This is a genomic window from Pinirhizobacter sp., from assembly GCF_036499745.1.
In the GTDB taxonomy this organism is placed as follows: domain Bacteria; phylum Pseudomonadota; class Gammaproteobacteria; order Xanthomonadales; family Rhodanobacteraceae; genus Pinirhizobacter.
Genome location: NZ_DASYDG010000050.1, coordinates 22,100 through 37,618, shown reverse-complemented (window position 1 = coordinate 37,618; position 15,519 = coordinate 22,100). Strand labels below are relative to the sequence as shown.

The 15,519-nt window shown below is 62.2% G+C and carries 14 protein-coding genes; 8 read left to right on the top strand and 6 right to left on the bottom strand.

Features of this window, described 5'->3' with window-relative positions; all coding sequences use genetic code 11:
* Positions 1-104 precede the first annotated feature (104 nt).
* Complete coding sequence (locus tag VGM61_RS16920) at positions 105-686, top strand: TetR/AcrR family transcriptional regulator (RefSeq protein WP_331524067.1); 582 nt, start codon at positions 105-107, stop codon at positions 684-686.
* 10 nt (positions 687-696) lie between these two features.
* Here VGM61_RS16920 and VGM61_RS16915 read toward each other — a convergent pair whose 3' ends face one another.
* Positions 697-1,323: a phosphatase PAP2 family protein gene (locus tag VGM61_RS16915; RefSeq protein WP_331524066.1), complete on the bottom strand. Its 627-nt coding sequence runs from the start codon at positions 1,321-1,323 to the stop codon at positions 697-699.
* A 145-nt stretch (positions 1,324-1,468) separates the two neighbouring features.
* Here VGM61_RS16915 and VGM61_RS16910 point away from each other — a divergent pair, with 145 nt between their 5' ends.
* From VGM61_RS16910 to VGM61_RS16895, 4 genes are all read left to right on the top strand, one after another.
* Positions 1,469-1,906, top strand: coding sequence for a low molecular weight protein-tyrosine-phosphatase (locus VGM61_RS16910; protein ID WP_331524065.1), 438 nt, complete (start codon positions 1,469-1,471; stop codon positions 1,904-1,906).
* Between the two features lie 188 nt (positions 1,907-2,094).
* Positions 2,095-2,775 (top strand): YjbF family lipoprotein, encoded by a 681-nt coding sequence (locus VGM61_RS16905; protein ID WP_331524064.1) that lies wholly within the window; start codon positions 2,095-2,097, stop codon positions 2,773-2,775.
* Positions 2,772-3,566, top strand: a complete 795-nt coding sequence (locus VGM61_RS16900; protein ID WP_331524063.1) for a capsule biosynthesis GfcC family protein — start codon at positions 2,772-2,774, stop codon at positions 3,564-3,566. The genes VGM61_RS16905 and VGM61_RS16900 overlap by 4 nt, the downstream gene beginning before the upstream one ends.
* Positions 3,566-5,794, top strand: a complete 2,229-nt coding sequence (locus VGM61_RS16895; RefSeq protein WP_331524062.1) for a YjbH domain-containing protein — start codon at positions 3,566-3,568, stop codon at positions 5,792-5,794. Before VGM61_RS16900 ends, VGM61_RS16895 begins: the two co-directional genes overlap by 1 nt.
* Before the next feature lie 3 nt (positions 5,795-5,797).
* Here the strand turns inward: VGM61_RS16895 and VGM61_RS16890 are convergent, their stop codons facing one another.
* Positions 5,798-6,913: a polysaccharide biosynthesis/export family protein gene (locus VGM61_RS16890; RefSeq protein WP_331524061.1), complete on the bottom strand. Its 1,116-nt coding sequence runs from the start codon at positions 6,911-6,913 to the stop codon at positions 5,798-5,800.
* An 843-nt stretch (positions 6,914-7,756) separates the two neighbouring features.
* Between VGM61_RS16890 and VGM61_RS16885 the strand changes: the two genes are divergently transcribed.
* From VGM61_RS16885 to VGM61_RS16875, 3 genes are read left to right on the top strand one after another with little or no spacing between them, the layout of a single operon-like run.
* The gene (locus VGM61_RS16885) at positions 7,757-9,208 is read left to right on the top strand and encodes an undecaprenyl-phosphate glucose phosphotransferase (RefSeq protein ID WP_331524060.1); all 1,452 of its coding nucleotides are present in this window, start codon (positions 7,757-7,759) and stop codon (positions 9,206-9,208) included.
* Between the two features lie 52 nt (positions 9,209-9,260).
* Positions 9,261-10,241, top strand: coding sequence for a UDP-glucose 4-epimerase GalE (gene galE, locus VGM61_RS16880; protein WP_331524058.1), 981 nt, complete (start codon positions 9,261-9,263; stop codon positions 10,239-10,241).
* 2 nt (positions 10,242-10,243) lie between these two features.
* Positions 10,244-11,443, top strand: a complete 1,200-nt coding sequence (locus VGM61_RS16875; RefSeq protein WP_331524056.1) for an acyltransferase — start codon at positions 10,244-10,246, stop codon at positions 11,441-11,443.
* On the opposite strand, the gene VGM61_RS16870 is transcribed toward VGM61_RS16875, so the two are convergent.
* The 4 genes from VGM61_RS16870 to VGM61_RS16855 are packed head-to-tail and all read right to left on the bottom strand — an operon-like array spanning position 11,440 to position 15,465.
* Positions 11,440-12,921: a right-handed parallel beta-helix repeat-containing protein gene (locus tag VGM61_RS16870; protein ID WP_331524055.1), complete on the bottom strand. Its 1,482-nt coding sequence runs from the start codon at positions 12,919-12,921 to the stop codon at positions 11,440-11,442. The genes VGM61_RS16875 and VGM61_RS16870 overlap by 4 nt on opposite strands.
* A 15-nt stretch (positions 12,922-12,936) precedes the next feature.
* On the bottom strand, positions 12,937-13,758 hold the full coding sequence (locus tag VGM61_RS16865; RefSeq protein ID WP_331524054.1) for a glycosyltransferase: 822 nt from the start codon (positions 13,756-13,758) through the stop codon (positions 12,937-12,939).
* Positions 13,755-14,243, bottom strand: coding sequence for a DapH/DapD/GlmU-related protein (locus VGM61_RS16860; protein ID WP_331524053.1), 489 nt, complete (start codon positions 14,241-14,243; stop codon positions 13,755-13,757). The genes VGM61_RS16865 and VGM61_RS16860 overlap by 4 nt, the downstream gene beginning before the upstream one ends.
* Positions 14,236-15,465, bottom strand: coding sequence for an O-antigen ligase family protein (locus tag VGM61_RS16855; protein ID WP_331524052.1), 1,230 nt, complete (start codon positions 15,463-15,465; stop codon positions 14,236-14,238). Before VGM61_RS16855 ends, VGM61_RS16860 begins: the two co-directional genes overlap by 8 nt.
* Between the last annotated feature and the right edge of the window lie 54 nt (positions 15,466-15,519).

Genomic DNA, 15,519 nt, shown 5'->3' with positions numbered 1-15,519 from the left:
GCCGGCAGGGCCGTATCGCTCGGCGCCTGGCTGGCGATGCATGGATAGCGTCGGGCCTTGCCATACCCTTGCGATCACGATGACCCGAAGTATACGATGTATACATGACTCGCCTCACCACCGCTGAGAAAATACTCAAGGCCGCACACAAGCTGTTCGATCGCGAAGGCCACGAGGCCCTGACGATGCGCCGGGTGGCTGAGGCGGTAGGTATTACGCCAATGGCCATCTACCGCCATTTCCCCAACCGCGAAGCGCTGCTCAAACGGCTCTCCGATGACAGCTTCAATGCGGTTGCGAAGGATTGGACCGAGCGCGCGCGCAGCCCCGACATAATAAAGCGGCTGATGGCGCTGGGCCTGCCTTACCTCGACTATGCGCTGGCCCACCCGCATTTTTTCGATCATGCCTTTTCGTCTCGCCGGGAAGATGCGCGACGTTATCCGGAAGACTTCCGTGCCGGACATTCACCCACCTTCAACGTTCTGATTCAGACCGTCGTCGAAGGCATGGAGAAGGGCGTGCTTAAACGGGATGACCCGCACGATGTGGCGATGGCCATCTGGGCGCAGCAGCATGGCCTGATCGCGCTCTACCGCGGTGGCCGCTTCAGTTACGACGAAACCCGGTTCCGCGCTTTCTACCTGCAATCACTGCGCAGGCTGGTCGACGGCATCAGGGCTTGAGCCTTTCCGGCTAGCCCAATCGTACCCGTCGCGTGAAGACGTTCGGGTGGCCGCTTAACCACACAGCAATGTCCTGGAGCACGTATTGCGAAGGGAACACGCGGCCGTAGCAGGTCAGTCCGATCGCCAGTGCGCCGCCTGCCAGCAGGAGAAGCTGCCACGCGGGTCGTTGCTGCGGCTGTGCCTGCGAAGCTGCAAGCCCACCCACGAACCAGGCCGCCACGGCGATGCCAAGCACCGCACCCATCCACACCTCCGACGGGCTGTGCACTTTCAGTGCCAGTCGCGACACCGCCACGCCGGCGCCGACCAGGGCGCCCAGTGTGATCGCCATCACGCGCAGCGGCGTGGATGCCTCGCGTGCGAGGATGCCCGCATAGGCAGGCCAGACCACGATGGCCAGTGCCGTATGCCCGCTCAATCCGGTGTAGTTGAGGCCCGGCGGTCCGATGCCCCAAGCCATGAACAGCACCTTGGACAACACAACCATGCCGCCACACACAGCAACGGTCAACAACCAGCGGCGGGCATCGCGCCAGCTGGATGGGGAGAGGAACAGCCAGATGGCCATCCATGCGATCAGCGGCAGCAGCAGCGCACTGTCGCCGAGGCTGGTGACGGCGCGCCAGATCGTCATGCGCCAGTGTCCGGCAGCGTCAAGCGCGTTGCATCATAGTAGCCGGGGAATTGGTTTCCCCTGCAACCTTACCATCAGGTGTCGCCAGCATGATCATTGCGCCCATCGTCTATGATTTCTTCGAAAGAGGAGTATTGCAGTACCTATGTTCGAACGGATACTGATCGTCTGCGTGGGCAACATCTGCCGCAGCCCTACCGCGGAATACCTGTTGCGACACCGTCTGGGCGATGCCCACGCCAGCGAAGTCACCAGCGCCGGCCTCAGCGCCGTGACCGGCTATCCCATGGACGACACCGCGCTGCAAGTGTTGCTGGAACATGACGTCGACGGCGGGCAACACCGCGCGCGCCAGCTCACCACCGCGCTCCTGCGCCAGTCCAGCCTGATTCTTGCCATGGAGAAAAGCCATGTCGCCGAGATCGGCCGGATGGCGCCGGAGGCCACCGGCAAGGTGTTCCTGCTTGATCGATGGCTCAAGGGCGGTGATATTCCCGACCCCTATCGCCAGCAGCGTCCCGCATTCGAACATGTGTTCGCCCTGATAGACCAGGGCGTTAGCAGTTGGTTGCGTTATCTGTAAGCGTGTCTGGTGACGCCAGTCAGTTTTCAGTTTGGTTCGGTGATGTAGTGTTCGAGGACGTACCGGTGTCGAAGCATTGAGACTGGTACGCCAGTGAAGTGCTGTCTTTGTCTGGTCCTGGCGGTAACGCCGCCTTTTTCGCCCGACATCATCCCCGACCGGACCCCTGACCGACCTTGGCCTGGCCTGTGAAAAAACGCGCGTGTGCCGCGCTACGGCATTTCCTGCCCGGTTCGCTTGCACTGGCGATGTCATTGCTCGCCGGTTGCTCGTCGGTCTCGCGCGGAAGCCTCGAAAGCATTCGCCTTGCCGTGCGCGGGGAGAAAGTGCAGCCGACCGCCGAATCGGTGGCCGCCACGCCGTATTTCCAGCTGCAGGTGAACGCGCCCGGCGGCGAGGCCATACTTATTCTCGCCAGCGTGGAACAAGGGCGGCAAGGCTGGTACGGCAGCGGACACGACATCGTCTTCACGCGTGATGGTCTGGTGGTGAAAACCGTCGGCCTGGCACAGAACCTGGATGATTCATCATTCCCCTCGGGCAATCCTTTCCAGGCGGGCCTGCAGCGGCTGCAAGCTCCCGTCGACTACACCCGTCGCATGGATTTCTCGCCCGGTTATCGCTATGGCGTGATCGTGCAGGCCCATCTGGAGCCGAAGTCGATCGAGGACGTCGAGATCCTCGGCACGGTGCACCGGTTGCGGCGTATCGACGAGGAACTCTCCGCACCCGGGGTCGGCATGCATGTCACCAACCACTATTGGGTCGACCCGGCCGACGGGTTCATCTGGAAGAGCAAGCAGTATGTGGCGCCCGGTTTTCCGCTCGAGCTGATCCAGCTGCAACCTTACCGGGAGACCGATTCGTGAGGCGCGGCGCGTGGATGGTTGGCCTGGCGATGGCTATTCACGCCTTGCCGTTGATGGCGCAGGCCCAAACGACGATCAAGGTTGACGCCGAGGGTGCCGTGGGGCGGCCCGGATCGGCCGTCTATCCGTCCGGCGCCCGCCTGTCTGCCGTAACGGCAGCGGCCGGGGTCGACCATGCAGCGTATGCGTTGGGCGCGGCTTGGCTGCAACCGGGCCTGGCGCGCGAGCAACTACGCCTGCGCGCCGGTCTCGTTTATGAGCTGGGCGCGATCCGCCGACAGGCCATGGCTGCCGACAATGCGCTGCTGGCCGAGGGCAGCGCTGCATTCCAGACGTGGTTGTCCGGCCGGCCGATCACCGGCCGTCGTACCGGTGCGGCGCTCGACCCCGCCCGGCTGGAGGTCACACCCGCCGATGACTGGCCGGTGCACGAGGGCGACACGCTGTTCTATCCGCGGCGCCCCGCCGATATCCGCGTGGTGGGAGCAGTGGGCAAGGCCTGCCGTTTGCCCCATGTACCCATGCAGGACGCGCGGCGCTACCTGGCGTCGTGCCCGTCGTCCGCCGCCGCCGATCCAGACCTGATCTACGTCGTCCAGCCCGATGGCGCCGTGTTCGAGCAAAACATTGCGCTGTGGAATCGTTCCGAGCCTCGTCCGCTGGCGCCGGGTGCGTGGATCTACGTGCCGTTCAACCGGCACGCGATCGCCGGGGCGGCCGATGATGGATTCAACCAAGATGTCGCCAATTTCCTCGCCACCCAGACCCTGGGTGAAGAGGGGTGGCAGTAGTGCGGGCGAAAAGGTCCAGGCGCCGGGGCTGGTATGGCGCCGGCCTGGCCTTGCTGGCAAGCGGCGGCATGACGTGCGCGCATGCGCAGCAGACCCCGACCCAGAGCGATTTCGGCGGGGTCGGCCTGATGCAGACGCCGACGGCGCGCATGGCCCCGGAGGGCGAATTCAGCTTCGTGTTGAGCCGCACCACGCCATATACCAACTACAACGTGTCGATACAGCCGTTACCCTGGCTGGAAGCATCATTCCGTTACACCAATGTCAGCAACCGGCCGTACGGGCCGAAGTCGCTTAGCGGAAGCCAGACCTACAAAGACAAATCGATCGATACCAAGATCAGGTTGTGGGAAGAAAGCCGCTGGTTGCCGGCCGTGGCGGTCGGCGCGCGTGATATCGGCGGCACCGGCTTGTTCTCCAGTGAATATGTCGTCACCAGCAAGCGGGCCGGGCCACTCGACTTCAGCCTGGGCCTTGCCTGGGGCTACATGGGCGCGCGTGGCGATATTGCCAATCCGCTGGATTTCATCAGCGACCGGTTCAGCACGCGCCCCACCGGCGGCACCGGCACCGGCACATTCAGCATCAATAAGTTTTTCCGTGGCCGGCCGGGTTTTTTCGGCGGGGTGCAGTACCAGTCGCCGCTTCGATGGATGCTTCTGAAGGCCGAACTCGACGGCAATGACTACAAGCACCAGCCGCAGAACAACAACCAGCCGCAGCGCTGGCCGGTGAACCTGGGCGCCGTATTCCGCCTGAACCGGAATATCGACCTTACCCTGGGATACGAGCGCGGCGAGGTTGCCACCGCGGCACTGAACCTGCACAGCAACCTTGCCAATCACGTGGATCCGCCAAAGACATACGACCCGAAGCCCGAGCCCGTGGCCTTCGAAACGACAAGGGTGGATACCGCACACGCCGGTGTGGCGGCGCCGGCTCAGGCTCCCGATCCGGTCCAGGCCCAGGCCCCCGGTCCGGCGCCTGCCGGTAGTAGTGCGACGCCGCGCCAGTCACCTGACCACGTGGACTGGGCGGAGGTGTCGAAAACCTTGCACGACAATGCAGGCATCAACGTCAGCAGCATCAGCCGCCGCGGTTCCGAACTTGTCATCCATGGCGAACAGCAGCGCTTTTTCTATCCCGATGAAGGGGTGGGGCGCGCCACCCGAATCATCGACAACCGGGTGGACGGCAGCATCGACTGGCTCACCGTGGCGAGCGAACGCAACGGCATGAAAACCGTGGAAACCAGCGTGCACCGGCCGCGCTTCATTGAATTGCTCGATCACCAGATCGACCTTGCCACCTTCCGTCGCAGTGTCGAGCAGGACCCGGTGACCACGCGCGATGAAGACGTGCTGTACCGTGCGCCGCTCAAACGCTTCACCGGTGGCGTGTCGCTGGGATACCAGCAGAACCTGGGCGGGCCCGATGCCTTCGTGCTGTACCAGGTGTACGGGGCGGCTTCGGGTACGTTCAACTTCAGCCGCAACCTGTGGCTCGACGGCGTGCTCGCGGTGAACCTGGCCAACAACTACGACAAGTTCAGGTATGACGCGCCCAGCAACCTTCCGCGCGTACGCACCAACGTCCGCCAGTACCTGACCAGTTCCGACATCACCATGCCGAACCTGCAGCTCACCGGTACCCGTCGGCTGGGCCAGGATCTCTACGGGCTGGCATATGCCGGCATGCTGGAAAGCATGTACGGCGGCGCCGGTGGCGAAGTGCTGTACCGGCCCTTCGGCGAGCGCTGGGCGGTGGGTGCGGACATCAACTGGGTCAAGTCGCGCGGGTTCGACCAGGATTTCTCCTACCGCCGATACCACGTGATTACCGGCCAGGCCACCGGGTACCTGGATACCGGCTACCACCATGTGACCGTGGCGGTGAGTGCCGGCCGGTACCTTGCCGGTGACTGGGGCACCACGATCGATGTATCGCGCGAATTCGCCAATGGCGCGCGCATGGGCGCCTATGCCACCGTCACCACCAAGTCAGGTAGCGCCGGTTACGGCGAAGGCAGCTTCGACAAGGGCATCTACGTGTCGATCCCGTTCGACATGCTGTTGCCGCACTCCTCGCGCAGCCGCGCCACCTTGCTATGGGAGCCGTTGCTTCGCGACGGCGGTGCCCGCCTGAACAAGCGCTACACCCTGTACACGCTGACCAACGACCTGGACAGCGACCTGTTCGACAAGAACCTGGAAAAGATCACGCAATAGCCACTACAGCTGGCTATCGCGATCCAGGTTGTACTGCGCGTTGGCCGCGTTGCTGATCAGGCCCGAAAGGGGCAGCAACTGGCTGAGGAAGCGATTCCAGCGGGTGATGCCAGCCGGCCCGACGAAGATCACGTCGCCAGGCTTGACCGAGAACTGCGCGGCCACCGCGTAGGCAGAGGGTGATGTGTTGTCGAGCTGGTAGATCGACGCAGGCGCCTTCTCCATGTTCTCCACACCGCGGATCACGTAGACGGACTTCCCTCGGGAACTGGTCTGGTTCAGGCCGCCGGATCGTCCCAGCGCCTGGGTCAGGCTGAGGTCGCTGGTCTTGAACGAGATAGCCTGGGGACGCAGCACTTCACCGAGCACATAAGCTTCATGGCGGTCGTTATAAGGCAGGTAGATGCTGTCGCCGCCCTTGAGGTAGATGTCCTGGGCGCCTTGTGGCGCATGCGACAGGGCATCGAGGTCCAGATGGTATTCATGGCCATCCCGGCGCAACACCACATCGGAGAGATCGGCCAGCTGCGCATTGACACCAGCGGTGCCCACCGCTTGCGCAAGCGTCAATGGAGTTACCGTGATGTCCTGCGGATCGGTCTTGACGAAAGCGCCGCCCAGGGTCACCCGCTGGCTGGCGTAGTTGACGATGCTGATGTCGACCTGTGGTTTCTCAACGTATTTGGTAAGGCGGTCGGTGATCGCCACGCGCAATTCTTCCACTGTCAGTCCCGATGCATGCAACAGGCCGACATACGGATAGAAAAGCGTGCCGTCCGGGCGCACCAGGCGGCCATTGGCGGCGGTCTGTTGTTGCGACCCGGCCGGCGAGGTGAGTTCGGGGTGCTCCCACACCGTGATGTACAGCGAGTCGCCCGGGCCGATGCGATAGGAATCGGGCTGGTAGGCGATGAGGCTCGGATCAACGCCGGGCACGGTGCTGCTGGCCCGATCCATCGCGATCAGCTTCGGCGTGATGGGAATCAGCTGGTAACGGCTGCCAGTGGCGCTTTCCTTGTCGTTCAACTCACCGGTTTTCATGTGCTGGCCGGGCGCCAGGATGCATGCGTGCAACATAAGGCAGCACCCGGCCAGACCGAGAGTTGGCAGGAACTTCATCGTGGGCGGGATCCTATTGTCGAGGCACCGTGGGGCCGGAGGCCATCGACACACTAAAACCGATCGATCATTAACGGCAAAGGAATGCAACTGGACATTTAGACGTCTAAATTACCGTGAGAATGATCAATGCGTGCCGCCCGTACCCCCCGTTCCCCCCGTACCTCCCGTGCCGCCCGTACCTCCGGTACCGCCCGTCCCATCGTTGCCCGTGCCATTGGTGTCGTTCGCGGTAGCGCCTGAGACCGCCGCCATGGCGGCCGTGCCGGGCCCCACACGGGCAGGTGTCAGCGTGCCTTTTGAAGCCTGGCGTGCCTGGTTCGGATTGGCGATGCGCGGCCTGTTCTGGTTGTCCTGCGTACGAGCGGGGGCATTGGAAGGTTGTTGGTCCTGTGCCCACGAAGGAACAGTTCCGGCAAGAACTATGCATGCGAAGAATAAGCGTCTCACTGTCGGTTTCTCCTGGCAATGTTGGTTCGATGGGCAACACGCGCATGAATGCGTTCAGCTACACGTACACGCAGCGCAGGTTGTATTCACTGCCAACGATCACCGATGGTCAAGTCAACCAGCTGAACAAGGAAATCCGAGCACTGTTTTTGTGATACGACCCGCAAATTCTCGGTTGACGGATTGATGCTTGTTTCGTCGCGGTGCAACATGAGGCTTCGCAAGTAGAAAGCGCGAACACATTGCAGGTCGAAATCCGTTCCCAATGGTTTCGATCGAAACGTGTTGGGCTTTGGTTGTGTCCCCTGGACGGGACACGCCGGCTCTACGGGGGGCACGTCACTGGACACGCCGGCATTGCCGGTGTTGGCACGCCAGCACGAGGCACCTGTCATGCAATTGACAAAATTCAACGCTTTATTGGATCTTGAACTCCGCGTGAGCGATCCACTTTGCGTGCTGGCAGCGGGCTACCTGGCCTATTTCATCCGCTTCGACACGATGCGGATGAATGGCATCTACGGCGTTGCACTGCTCTTCCTGGTGATCATGACGATGGCCGTTTCGGTCGTCCTGAAAGTCTACGACCAGCCCCTTGGCGAGCGGCCGTTAAGTCAGTATTTGTGCATTGCGGCATCGTGGTCCATGGCCTTCGCAACCTTGATTGCGCTTGCGTACCTGCTCAAGGCAAGCCAGTTGTACTCGCGTGCATGGGCGTCGCTTACATTCTTCCTCGGCCTGGCATTCCTTGCATTCGTACGGCAGCTTGCTGTCGTTGCGTTGCAGGATCTTCGTCGTCGCGGCATCGGCATGCGACGTTGCCTTTTGATCGGCGCCACGGATGCCGGCATCCACATCGTCCGCGAAGCGGAGGCCAATCTCGGCCTGGGCATGAAGATCACCGCTTACGTCAAAACGCCTTATGACCACGCGGTCCCGGCGGGCATTCCCGTTGCCGGTTCCCTCAAGCATATCGAGGAGATCCTCAGTCGCGGTCAATGGGACCAGGTTCTGCTCGCGCTTCCCGTCAGCGCAAACCGCGCCATCAGCTACGTCCTCGATCGCATGGACGAACACGTGATGACAGTGAAGTTCGTGCCCGACATGCTGGGTCGGAAGTTGATCAACCATCGCATGGAAGACTGCGGCGGCTTGCCTGTGGTCACCCTTCGCGAAAGCCCCTTGCTAGGCCATGCGTGGATCCTCAAGGGCTTTGAAGACCGCGTGATCTCAGGTTTGATCCTGCTCATGATCAGCCCGGTGATGGTGGCGCTGGCACTGGGCGTGAAGCTTTCCAGCCCCGGGCCGGTGCTCTATCGCCAGCGTCGCGTGGGGCTCGACGGCAAGGAATTTGAAATGCTGAAGTTCCGCTCCATGCCGGTGGACATGGAGAAGGGCAAGAGCGTGCAGTGGGGCGGGGCGCAGACCAAGACCACCACGCGTTTCGGGTGCTTCATCCGACAGACCAGCCTTGATGAGCTGCCCCAGTTCCTCAACGTGTTGCGCGGGGACATGTCCATCGTCGGTCCTCGCCCCGAGCGCCCCATGTTCGTGGAGAAGTTCAAGAGCGAGATCAGCGGCTACATGCACAAGCACCTGGTCAAGGCAGGCATTACCGGGTGGGCGCAGATCAATGGCTGGCGCGGCGATACGGACCTGGTCAAGCGCATCGAGCACGATATCTACTACATCAATCATTGGTCGCTCGGGTTCGACCTTCGCATCATCTTCCTGACGATCTTCAAGGGATTCGTGCACAGCGAAGGGAAGGCGGCATCCGTCCTGCAGGTGTCCGACGCACCACTTGCCACGGCGGAGCCTGTGGTGGTCGAGGAACCCAGATAGGGAAGCGCTGGTTCATTGCAATTGAACTCATTACCGTGAACTGGGGTGTCGCTTGAAGGTTCTGATCTGTGGCGGGGCAGGGTACGTCGGTTCGCACATGGTGCGGTACCTGGTTGCAAACCAGCATGAAGTGGTGGTCTATGACGACCTGTCCACCGGGCATCGGGAGGCAGTACCGGCCCAGGTGCCCTTCGTCCACGGCGATATCGGCGACGCGGCGCGGCTGTCACGCCTGTTCGCCGTGCACCGTTTCGATGCAGTCATCCATTTTTGCGCGCGCTCGCTGGTCGGCGAATCCGTGGTCGACCCGTATCTTTATTACCGTAATAACGTGGCCAATACACTTGTATTGCTGGGCGCCATGCGCGATGCCGGCGTGGACCGCCTGGTGTTCTCTTCCACCGCGGCCGTGTTCGGGCACCCGCAGGCCGATACCATCGACGAGACCCATCCCACCGAACCGATCAATCCCTACGGTCAGAGCAAGCTGATGATCGAACGGGTACTCACCGACGCCTTCGCAGCCTATGGCCTGCGCTCGGTGGCGCTGCGTTACTTCAATGCGGCAGGTGCGGATCCATCGGCGTCGATCGGGGAGGCGCATGATCCGGAAACGCACCTTATCCCCAACGTGCTCAAGGCGGTACTGGGGCAGGTTGCGGCGTTGAAGGTGTTCGGCGACGACTACGACACGCGTGACGGAACCTGCGTGCGCGACTACATCCATGTCAACGATCTTGCCTCGGCGCATCTTCTGGCGATCGAATACCTGGCCGGGCACGAGGGCGCATTCACCTTCAACCTGGGAAACGGCGAGGGTTTCAGCGTACGTGAGGTGATCGCCGCCGCCGAGCGGGTGACCGGCCGGCCGGTACCGCATGCCATCGCGCCACGCCGTACGGGCGACCCCGCCACGCTGGTGGCGTCGAGCTTGCAGGCGCGCCAGCGTCTTGGCTGGAAGCCGCGCATGGCCAGCCTCGATGAGATCCTCGCCAGCGCCTGGCAGTGGCACCTGGAACCCCACTGGCGTTGACCATGCAAGCCAGGCCCAAGGTCCAGCTCGACTTCATCGATGCATTGCGCGGCATCGCGATCATCGGCGTGCTGATAAGCCATGCGCAACGGAACGTGGAGATCTACCAGGCGATGGGCCATCAGGCGTTGATGTCGCCGTGGCTTAGCCGCTATGCGGCGCAGGGTGCCCGTGGCGTCCAGCTTTTCTTCGTGGTCAGCGCGTTGACCCTGTTCCTTTCCGCCGGCAAGCGCGCCAGCGAGCGCAACGAGTGGCTGAATTTCTACGTGCGCCGGCTTTTCCGGATCGCGCCGATGTTCTACCTCGCCTTTGGCATCTACTGTGTGGCGCCGGCATTGTTCAAGGGCCACGCATTCCCGCCATGGCCTACGGTGCTGGGCACCCTTAGCTTCACCAACGGCTGGAACCCGTCCTGGCTACTGGGCGCCAACGACGTCGTGCCAGGCGGCTGGTCGATCGGCGTGGAGATGTCGTTCTACCTTGTCTTCCCCCTTGTGTTCCTGGCGCTCAAGGATTTCCCCCGCGCCTTTGGCGCGCTGCTGCTATGCCTGCTGCTGAACGTGTGGGGATGGCCGCTGTTGCTGCAACATCCGCCGATCGACGACCCTGGCCTGTGGGAACGCTTTGTATTCGTCTGGCTGCCCAACCAGCTGCCGATCTTCCTCTTCGGCATCTGCGCCTATTTCGTGATGTTCGGCCAGGCGGGGCGGGTGGCCACTTTCTTCAGGCAGACCAGTCGCGGTGTTAATGCGTGCCTGTTCATGCTGGCGGTGGCCACCCTGCTGGTGTTGCCGCCATGGTTGGACGACCCGCGTGCCGTGTTCGTCTATGGCGCCGCATTTGCCCTGCTGGCGTTGTGCCTGTACCGGCAGCCTTACCGCTGGTTGGTCAACCGGCCGTTGCAGCACATTGGGAAGATCAGCTTCAGTGGTTATCTCACCCACTTCTTCATGCTGCAGGTGGCGCGCAAACTCCTGGCGAAAGTCCATGCGGGCGATCACCTGACCCCCGATCTGTACTTTGTCGCCACGGTGCTGGTCGCGCTGGCAGGCACCGTAGTGGTATCGAGCCTGACCTATCGCCTGGTGGAAGTGCCGGGACAGGCGCTCGGCAAGCGCCTGATCCAGGCATTGGCGTTGCGCCGGGATGCCGCGGCGGCGAAATTCACGGGTGACGCCGCCGCGGAACGAAGCGCCGGTTAAGTCATCCTGTCAATGAGTTCAAGGGCGTTGGGCACTGCCTTCCCGTTGGCGAAACATGCCTTGGCCAGGGCGTTCACCTGCGCAAGCGAAGGACGGTGCTGCTTGAAGCGGTCCAGCATCTGTACATTCGCGCGCGCGGCGGGCACCTTATCGTTGCCTGCAAAGAAATGGTTCTCGCCCAGCTGGGTTCCCGTGGCCAGTTTCATGTCGACGCCGGGGGATTGCGGCGATACCACGATGTTGTCGTGGATGGCCGTGCTGTTGGGAACGCCCTTCCAGCTGGTGGCCTTGAACACAGTGACCTGGGCGCCGGCGATAGGTTTTTCGGGAATGATGATGATGTTGTTGTAGATCTGGCTGCCATCCACGGGCCCTGAGATGCGCAACGATGCGCTGTCGGTTTTGCGCAGGGCATCGTTGATGCTTACATTGAAGCGCACGATAGTCCCGGTGTTACCGATGCCACCGGCGCTTCGGCCATCGTTGCAAACCAGGGCCATACCGCCGACGTTGTCGTGGCTATAGTTGTACTGGATCACCGTGTGCCGGCAGCGGAAATCCGAATCGTAGCCCTGGCCGTCGGCGTAGGCCTTGTGATCACTTACCTCGTTGTACTGCACCATGGTGTTGTCGCAATCGAAGGGCCATATACCGGCCGCTGCTTCGCCGCGCGGAAGGGCGCCGCAACGGCTCACCGTGTTGTGCTCCACCAACGCACCGTCGCAGCCCTTGACCAGGATGCAGTCCCCAGGAACCTCGCTGATCCGATTGCCGCGTACGACGACACCCGTGGCAAGGCCGCCGGTGCGGTTGCCAGCGGCAAGGAACAGGATGCCGTCGCGCTGGCTGCGCTCGATGGTGTTGTCGGCGATGGTCAGGCCCTGGTAGCGCGTGGCCCGGGTCTTGCCACTTGCTTCGACGAGGATGGCGCTGCCGCCACCCTGCTGCTTGATCGCCACGCCATTCACGTCGTGCACGTGCAGGCCCTGAAGCACGATGCCGTGGGCGATGCCGAAGTCCTTGTGGAACAGGTGCACACCCGTGCGTCGCGGGCCGGGTTGCGGCCCCCGGTTGGAAATCTCAAGGTTACGCAACGTCCAGTACTCGACGTTCTGCAGGCGCACGGTGGACGGGGCGCGGCCATCGGCATGCAGGTGGGGCAGGGCGCCACTGCCATAAGCATCCACCACCACCGGTGCGTCGGCGACGCCTGAGCCCTTCGGCTGGAACACGCCGGGGAAGTCGCCGCCACGCTTGAAGAGAATCTGGTCCCCTGCGCCGAACGTGGCCTTGTTGAGCCGGTCGAGGCTTCGCCAGGCCTGCGCCTGGCTGCTTCCGTCGTGGGAATCGTTACCGGCGCTACTGTCGAGGTAGTAGTGCTTGCCGGCAGCGGTGGCGGCGTGGGCATAACGCAGGGGCAGGGCGGCCAGGGCACCCATGGTCCACAGTGATTGGACGATAAAATTCCGACGATGCACGATGTGTCTCCTGTTTCAACGCCGTTCGCTCAGCGAGTAGCGATAGACCCCTCCATGCTTCTTCAACATGTAGGCGAATCCGGCGAGGTGCTTGATGGCCAGCTTCGAAAACTTGCGCGTGCGCCGCTTGTAGTCGTGCACGATGGAAATCTGCTGGCAGTAATAGTTGCGCAGACCGAGCTTGTGCGTGCGAACGCAGAACTCGGCGTCTTCGGGTCCGAAGAAGATCCGCTCGTCGTAGCCCATCAGCCGGGCGGCGACATCCTTGGTGAAGGTCTGGTTGGCGCCGAGCACGTAGTCCACTTCCAGCGGGTCGTTGCCGTCGTCGAATGGCGTGTCCAGCATCAGGTGCCGTTCCAGTTCCCTTTTGACGAAACCGAGCTTGCGGCTTACGGGAATGCGCGCGGCGATCGGCTGGTAGAAGCGCGGGAAGCGCCGGGTTGAATCCTGCCGGCTGCGATCGACGTTAAGCAACTGGAAGCCGACCACCCCGGCATCGGGATGGGCGTGGAAGAAATCCTCCACAATCGTGCCCGGGTCCCGCGTCAGGAAGATGGTGTCGTTATCCAGGGTCATGCAGTACTTGCCACGCGACAGGAACAGGCCGCGGTTGCGCGCCGGACCCACGCCGAAATTGCGCTCAAGGGGAAAATAGCGGACCTGTGGCAGGGTGGCGACGAATTCGGCGCTGCCGTCTGCCGAGCCGTTGTCGACCACGATCACTTCATCGCGGGAGAAGTCGACCTTGTCCATCAACGAGCGCAGGCAGCGCTCAAGGTTTTCCCGCTCGTTCCAGGTAATGATGATGATCGACAATCTCACGTCTGCCGCGCTCATGACGGATCTCCGGAAGGGTGGGCGCTGGCGCGCAGCGAAGAGGGGGTGATGACCTCATTGGCCTTCACCACGAAGTTGTCGGGAATCACCACCGGACCGAAAATGCACGCGCCGGTACCGATGGTAACGTTGTCCCCGATCACCGGCGTGCCGTCGCCGGGCCAGCGATTACCGATGCAAACACGGGCATATAGCGTGCAGTTCGCACCGATGGTGGTCTTGCCGTTCACGATCACGCCGAATGCGTGGTAGATCACAAGGCCAGGGCCAATGGTGGCTGTGGTGGGCAAGTAACACTTGAAGACGAACTCGGCCACTTTCTCCAGAACGCGCAGAGGCGCGTGCAACCAGGTGCCGCGGCAGGTGGCGATCAGACGGTAGCTCAGGATCACCCAGAACGACTGGTCGAGCATCCACCAGACCATCCCGCGGAAGCCGGGAAGCGATTTAAGTCGGCGGACGTCGGCGCGAAAGTCATCAAGCATGGACCGGATCCTGGCTGGGCTCGGGTTTCGGCAACGTCCGTCTTTTGTTCCGTCGGACTTTTTCCCTTTCGGCGGCGTCGAGCTGCGCCTGGGCGCGGCGCATGTCGTTGCGCGCATAGAACATCCCGACGAAGAACCAGAAGTAAGCCTCGTAGCCATTGAATTCGATGAAGGCCAGCATCAGGTAGCACACCAGGAAGGCCTTGACATTGCGTTGCTGGCCTTCGGTCGGGCTGAACACAATGTGGGCTGTCATCACCAGGAACAGCAGCAGCGATTGCACGCCGCCTTCGAGCAGGAACTGAAGGTAGATGTTGTGGACGTTGTTCTCGACAAAGGTAAGGCCTGAAATCTGCTCCATCAACGGCACGCCATTGCCCACGCCGTAGCCCAGGACGTTCTGCGCCAGCGCGGTACCGGCGGTGGTCCACAGGGCAAGGCGGCCGACATTCTTGTGTTCGAGGTTTGTTTCGGCCTGGAGGTTGAAACGGTCCAGCACCGGGATGTCGATCACCGAGGACAACACCATCCCTGCCACCAGCACCACCATGGCCATGGCCAGGAAGCTGTACAGATAGTAGTAACGGGTTTTGCGCGTGCGATAGGCGGCGATGCCGATCGATATCGCCGTACCCACCAGGCCTGCGCGGGAAAGCATGGTGGCGCTGGTCAGCAGGGCAATGCCGGCGGCGATCGGATAGGCGCGGGTACCGAGCAGGAGGATAGAAAGCAACGCCAGCAGGCTCGCTTCGATATTACGTCCGCCAGTGGACATGTAAAGCACGCTTGATGCTGTTTCGCTGCGCGCATAAACCGCTCCAAGTTGGCCGGCGTAGACGGCATCCCGCACGATCAGGAATGCCAGGCAACAGCCCAGTATCCAGATGAAGATCTTGCGCAGTTCCATCTCATGCAGTTTCCGACCGAATACCACGCCGAGGAAATACGATGTGGCCACGAACAGGATCAGGGTGGAGCGAAGGCCGCCGCCGTAGGTGGCGGCCGCTGCCAACGAAGTCACCGCCATCACCGCGATAAATGCGGTGGCGGGGTTCAGTTTCAGGTAGCGCAGCGCCGGAAAGTAAAGCATCGGCATCAACAACAGCAGGATGTGATAGACATTGACATGCGACTTGCTGGCGGTGCTATGCGTCAGCGGTATCTGCACGAATAGCATGGCCATCAGCGTTATCGCAGCCACACGCGTCTTGTTGATCAGCATGCGGCAGCCTCATCGCCCACATGCGTGGTGCAGCTCAAATGCGTAGCGGCGGGC

Coding starts and splice junctions, on each gene's coding strand:
- VGM61_RS16920 (WP_331524067.1), top strand. CDS start 105: ATGACTCGCCTCACCACCGCTGAGAAAATACTCAAGGCCGCACACAAG.
- VGM61_RS16915 (WP_331524066.1), bottom strand. CDS start 1,323: ATGACGATCTGGCGCGCCGTCACCAGCCTCGGCGACAGTGCGCTGCTG.
- VGM61_RS16910 (WP_331524065.1), top strand. CDS start 1,469: ATGTTCGAACGGATACTGATCGTCTGCGTGGGCAACATCTGCCGCAGC.
- VGM61_RS16890 (WP_331524061.1), bottom strand. CDS start 6,913: ATGAAGTTCCTGCCAACTCTCGGTCTGGCCGGGTGCTGCCTTATGTTG.
- VGM61_RS16885 (WP_331524060.1), top strand. CDS start 7,757: ATGCAATTGACAAAATTCAACGCTTTATTGGATCTTGAACTCCGCGTG.
- VGM61_RS16875 (WP_331524056.1), top strand. CDS start 10,244: ATGCAAGCCAGGCCCAAGGTCCAGCTCGACTTCATCGATGCATTGCGC.
- VGM61_RS16865 (WP_331524054.1), bottom strand. CDS start 13,758: ATGAGCGCGGCAGACGTGAGATTGTCGATCATCATCATTACCTGGAAC.
- VGM61_RS16860 (WP_331524053.1), bottom strand. CDS start 14,243: ATGCTTGATGACTTTCGCGCCGACGTCCGCCGACTTAAATCGCTTCCC.
- VGM61_RS16855 (WP_331524052.1), bottom strand. CDS start 15,465: ATGCTGATCAACAAGACGCGTGTGGCTGCGATAACGCTGATGGCCATG.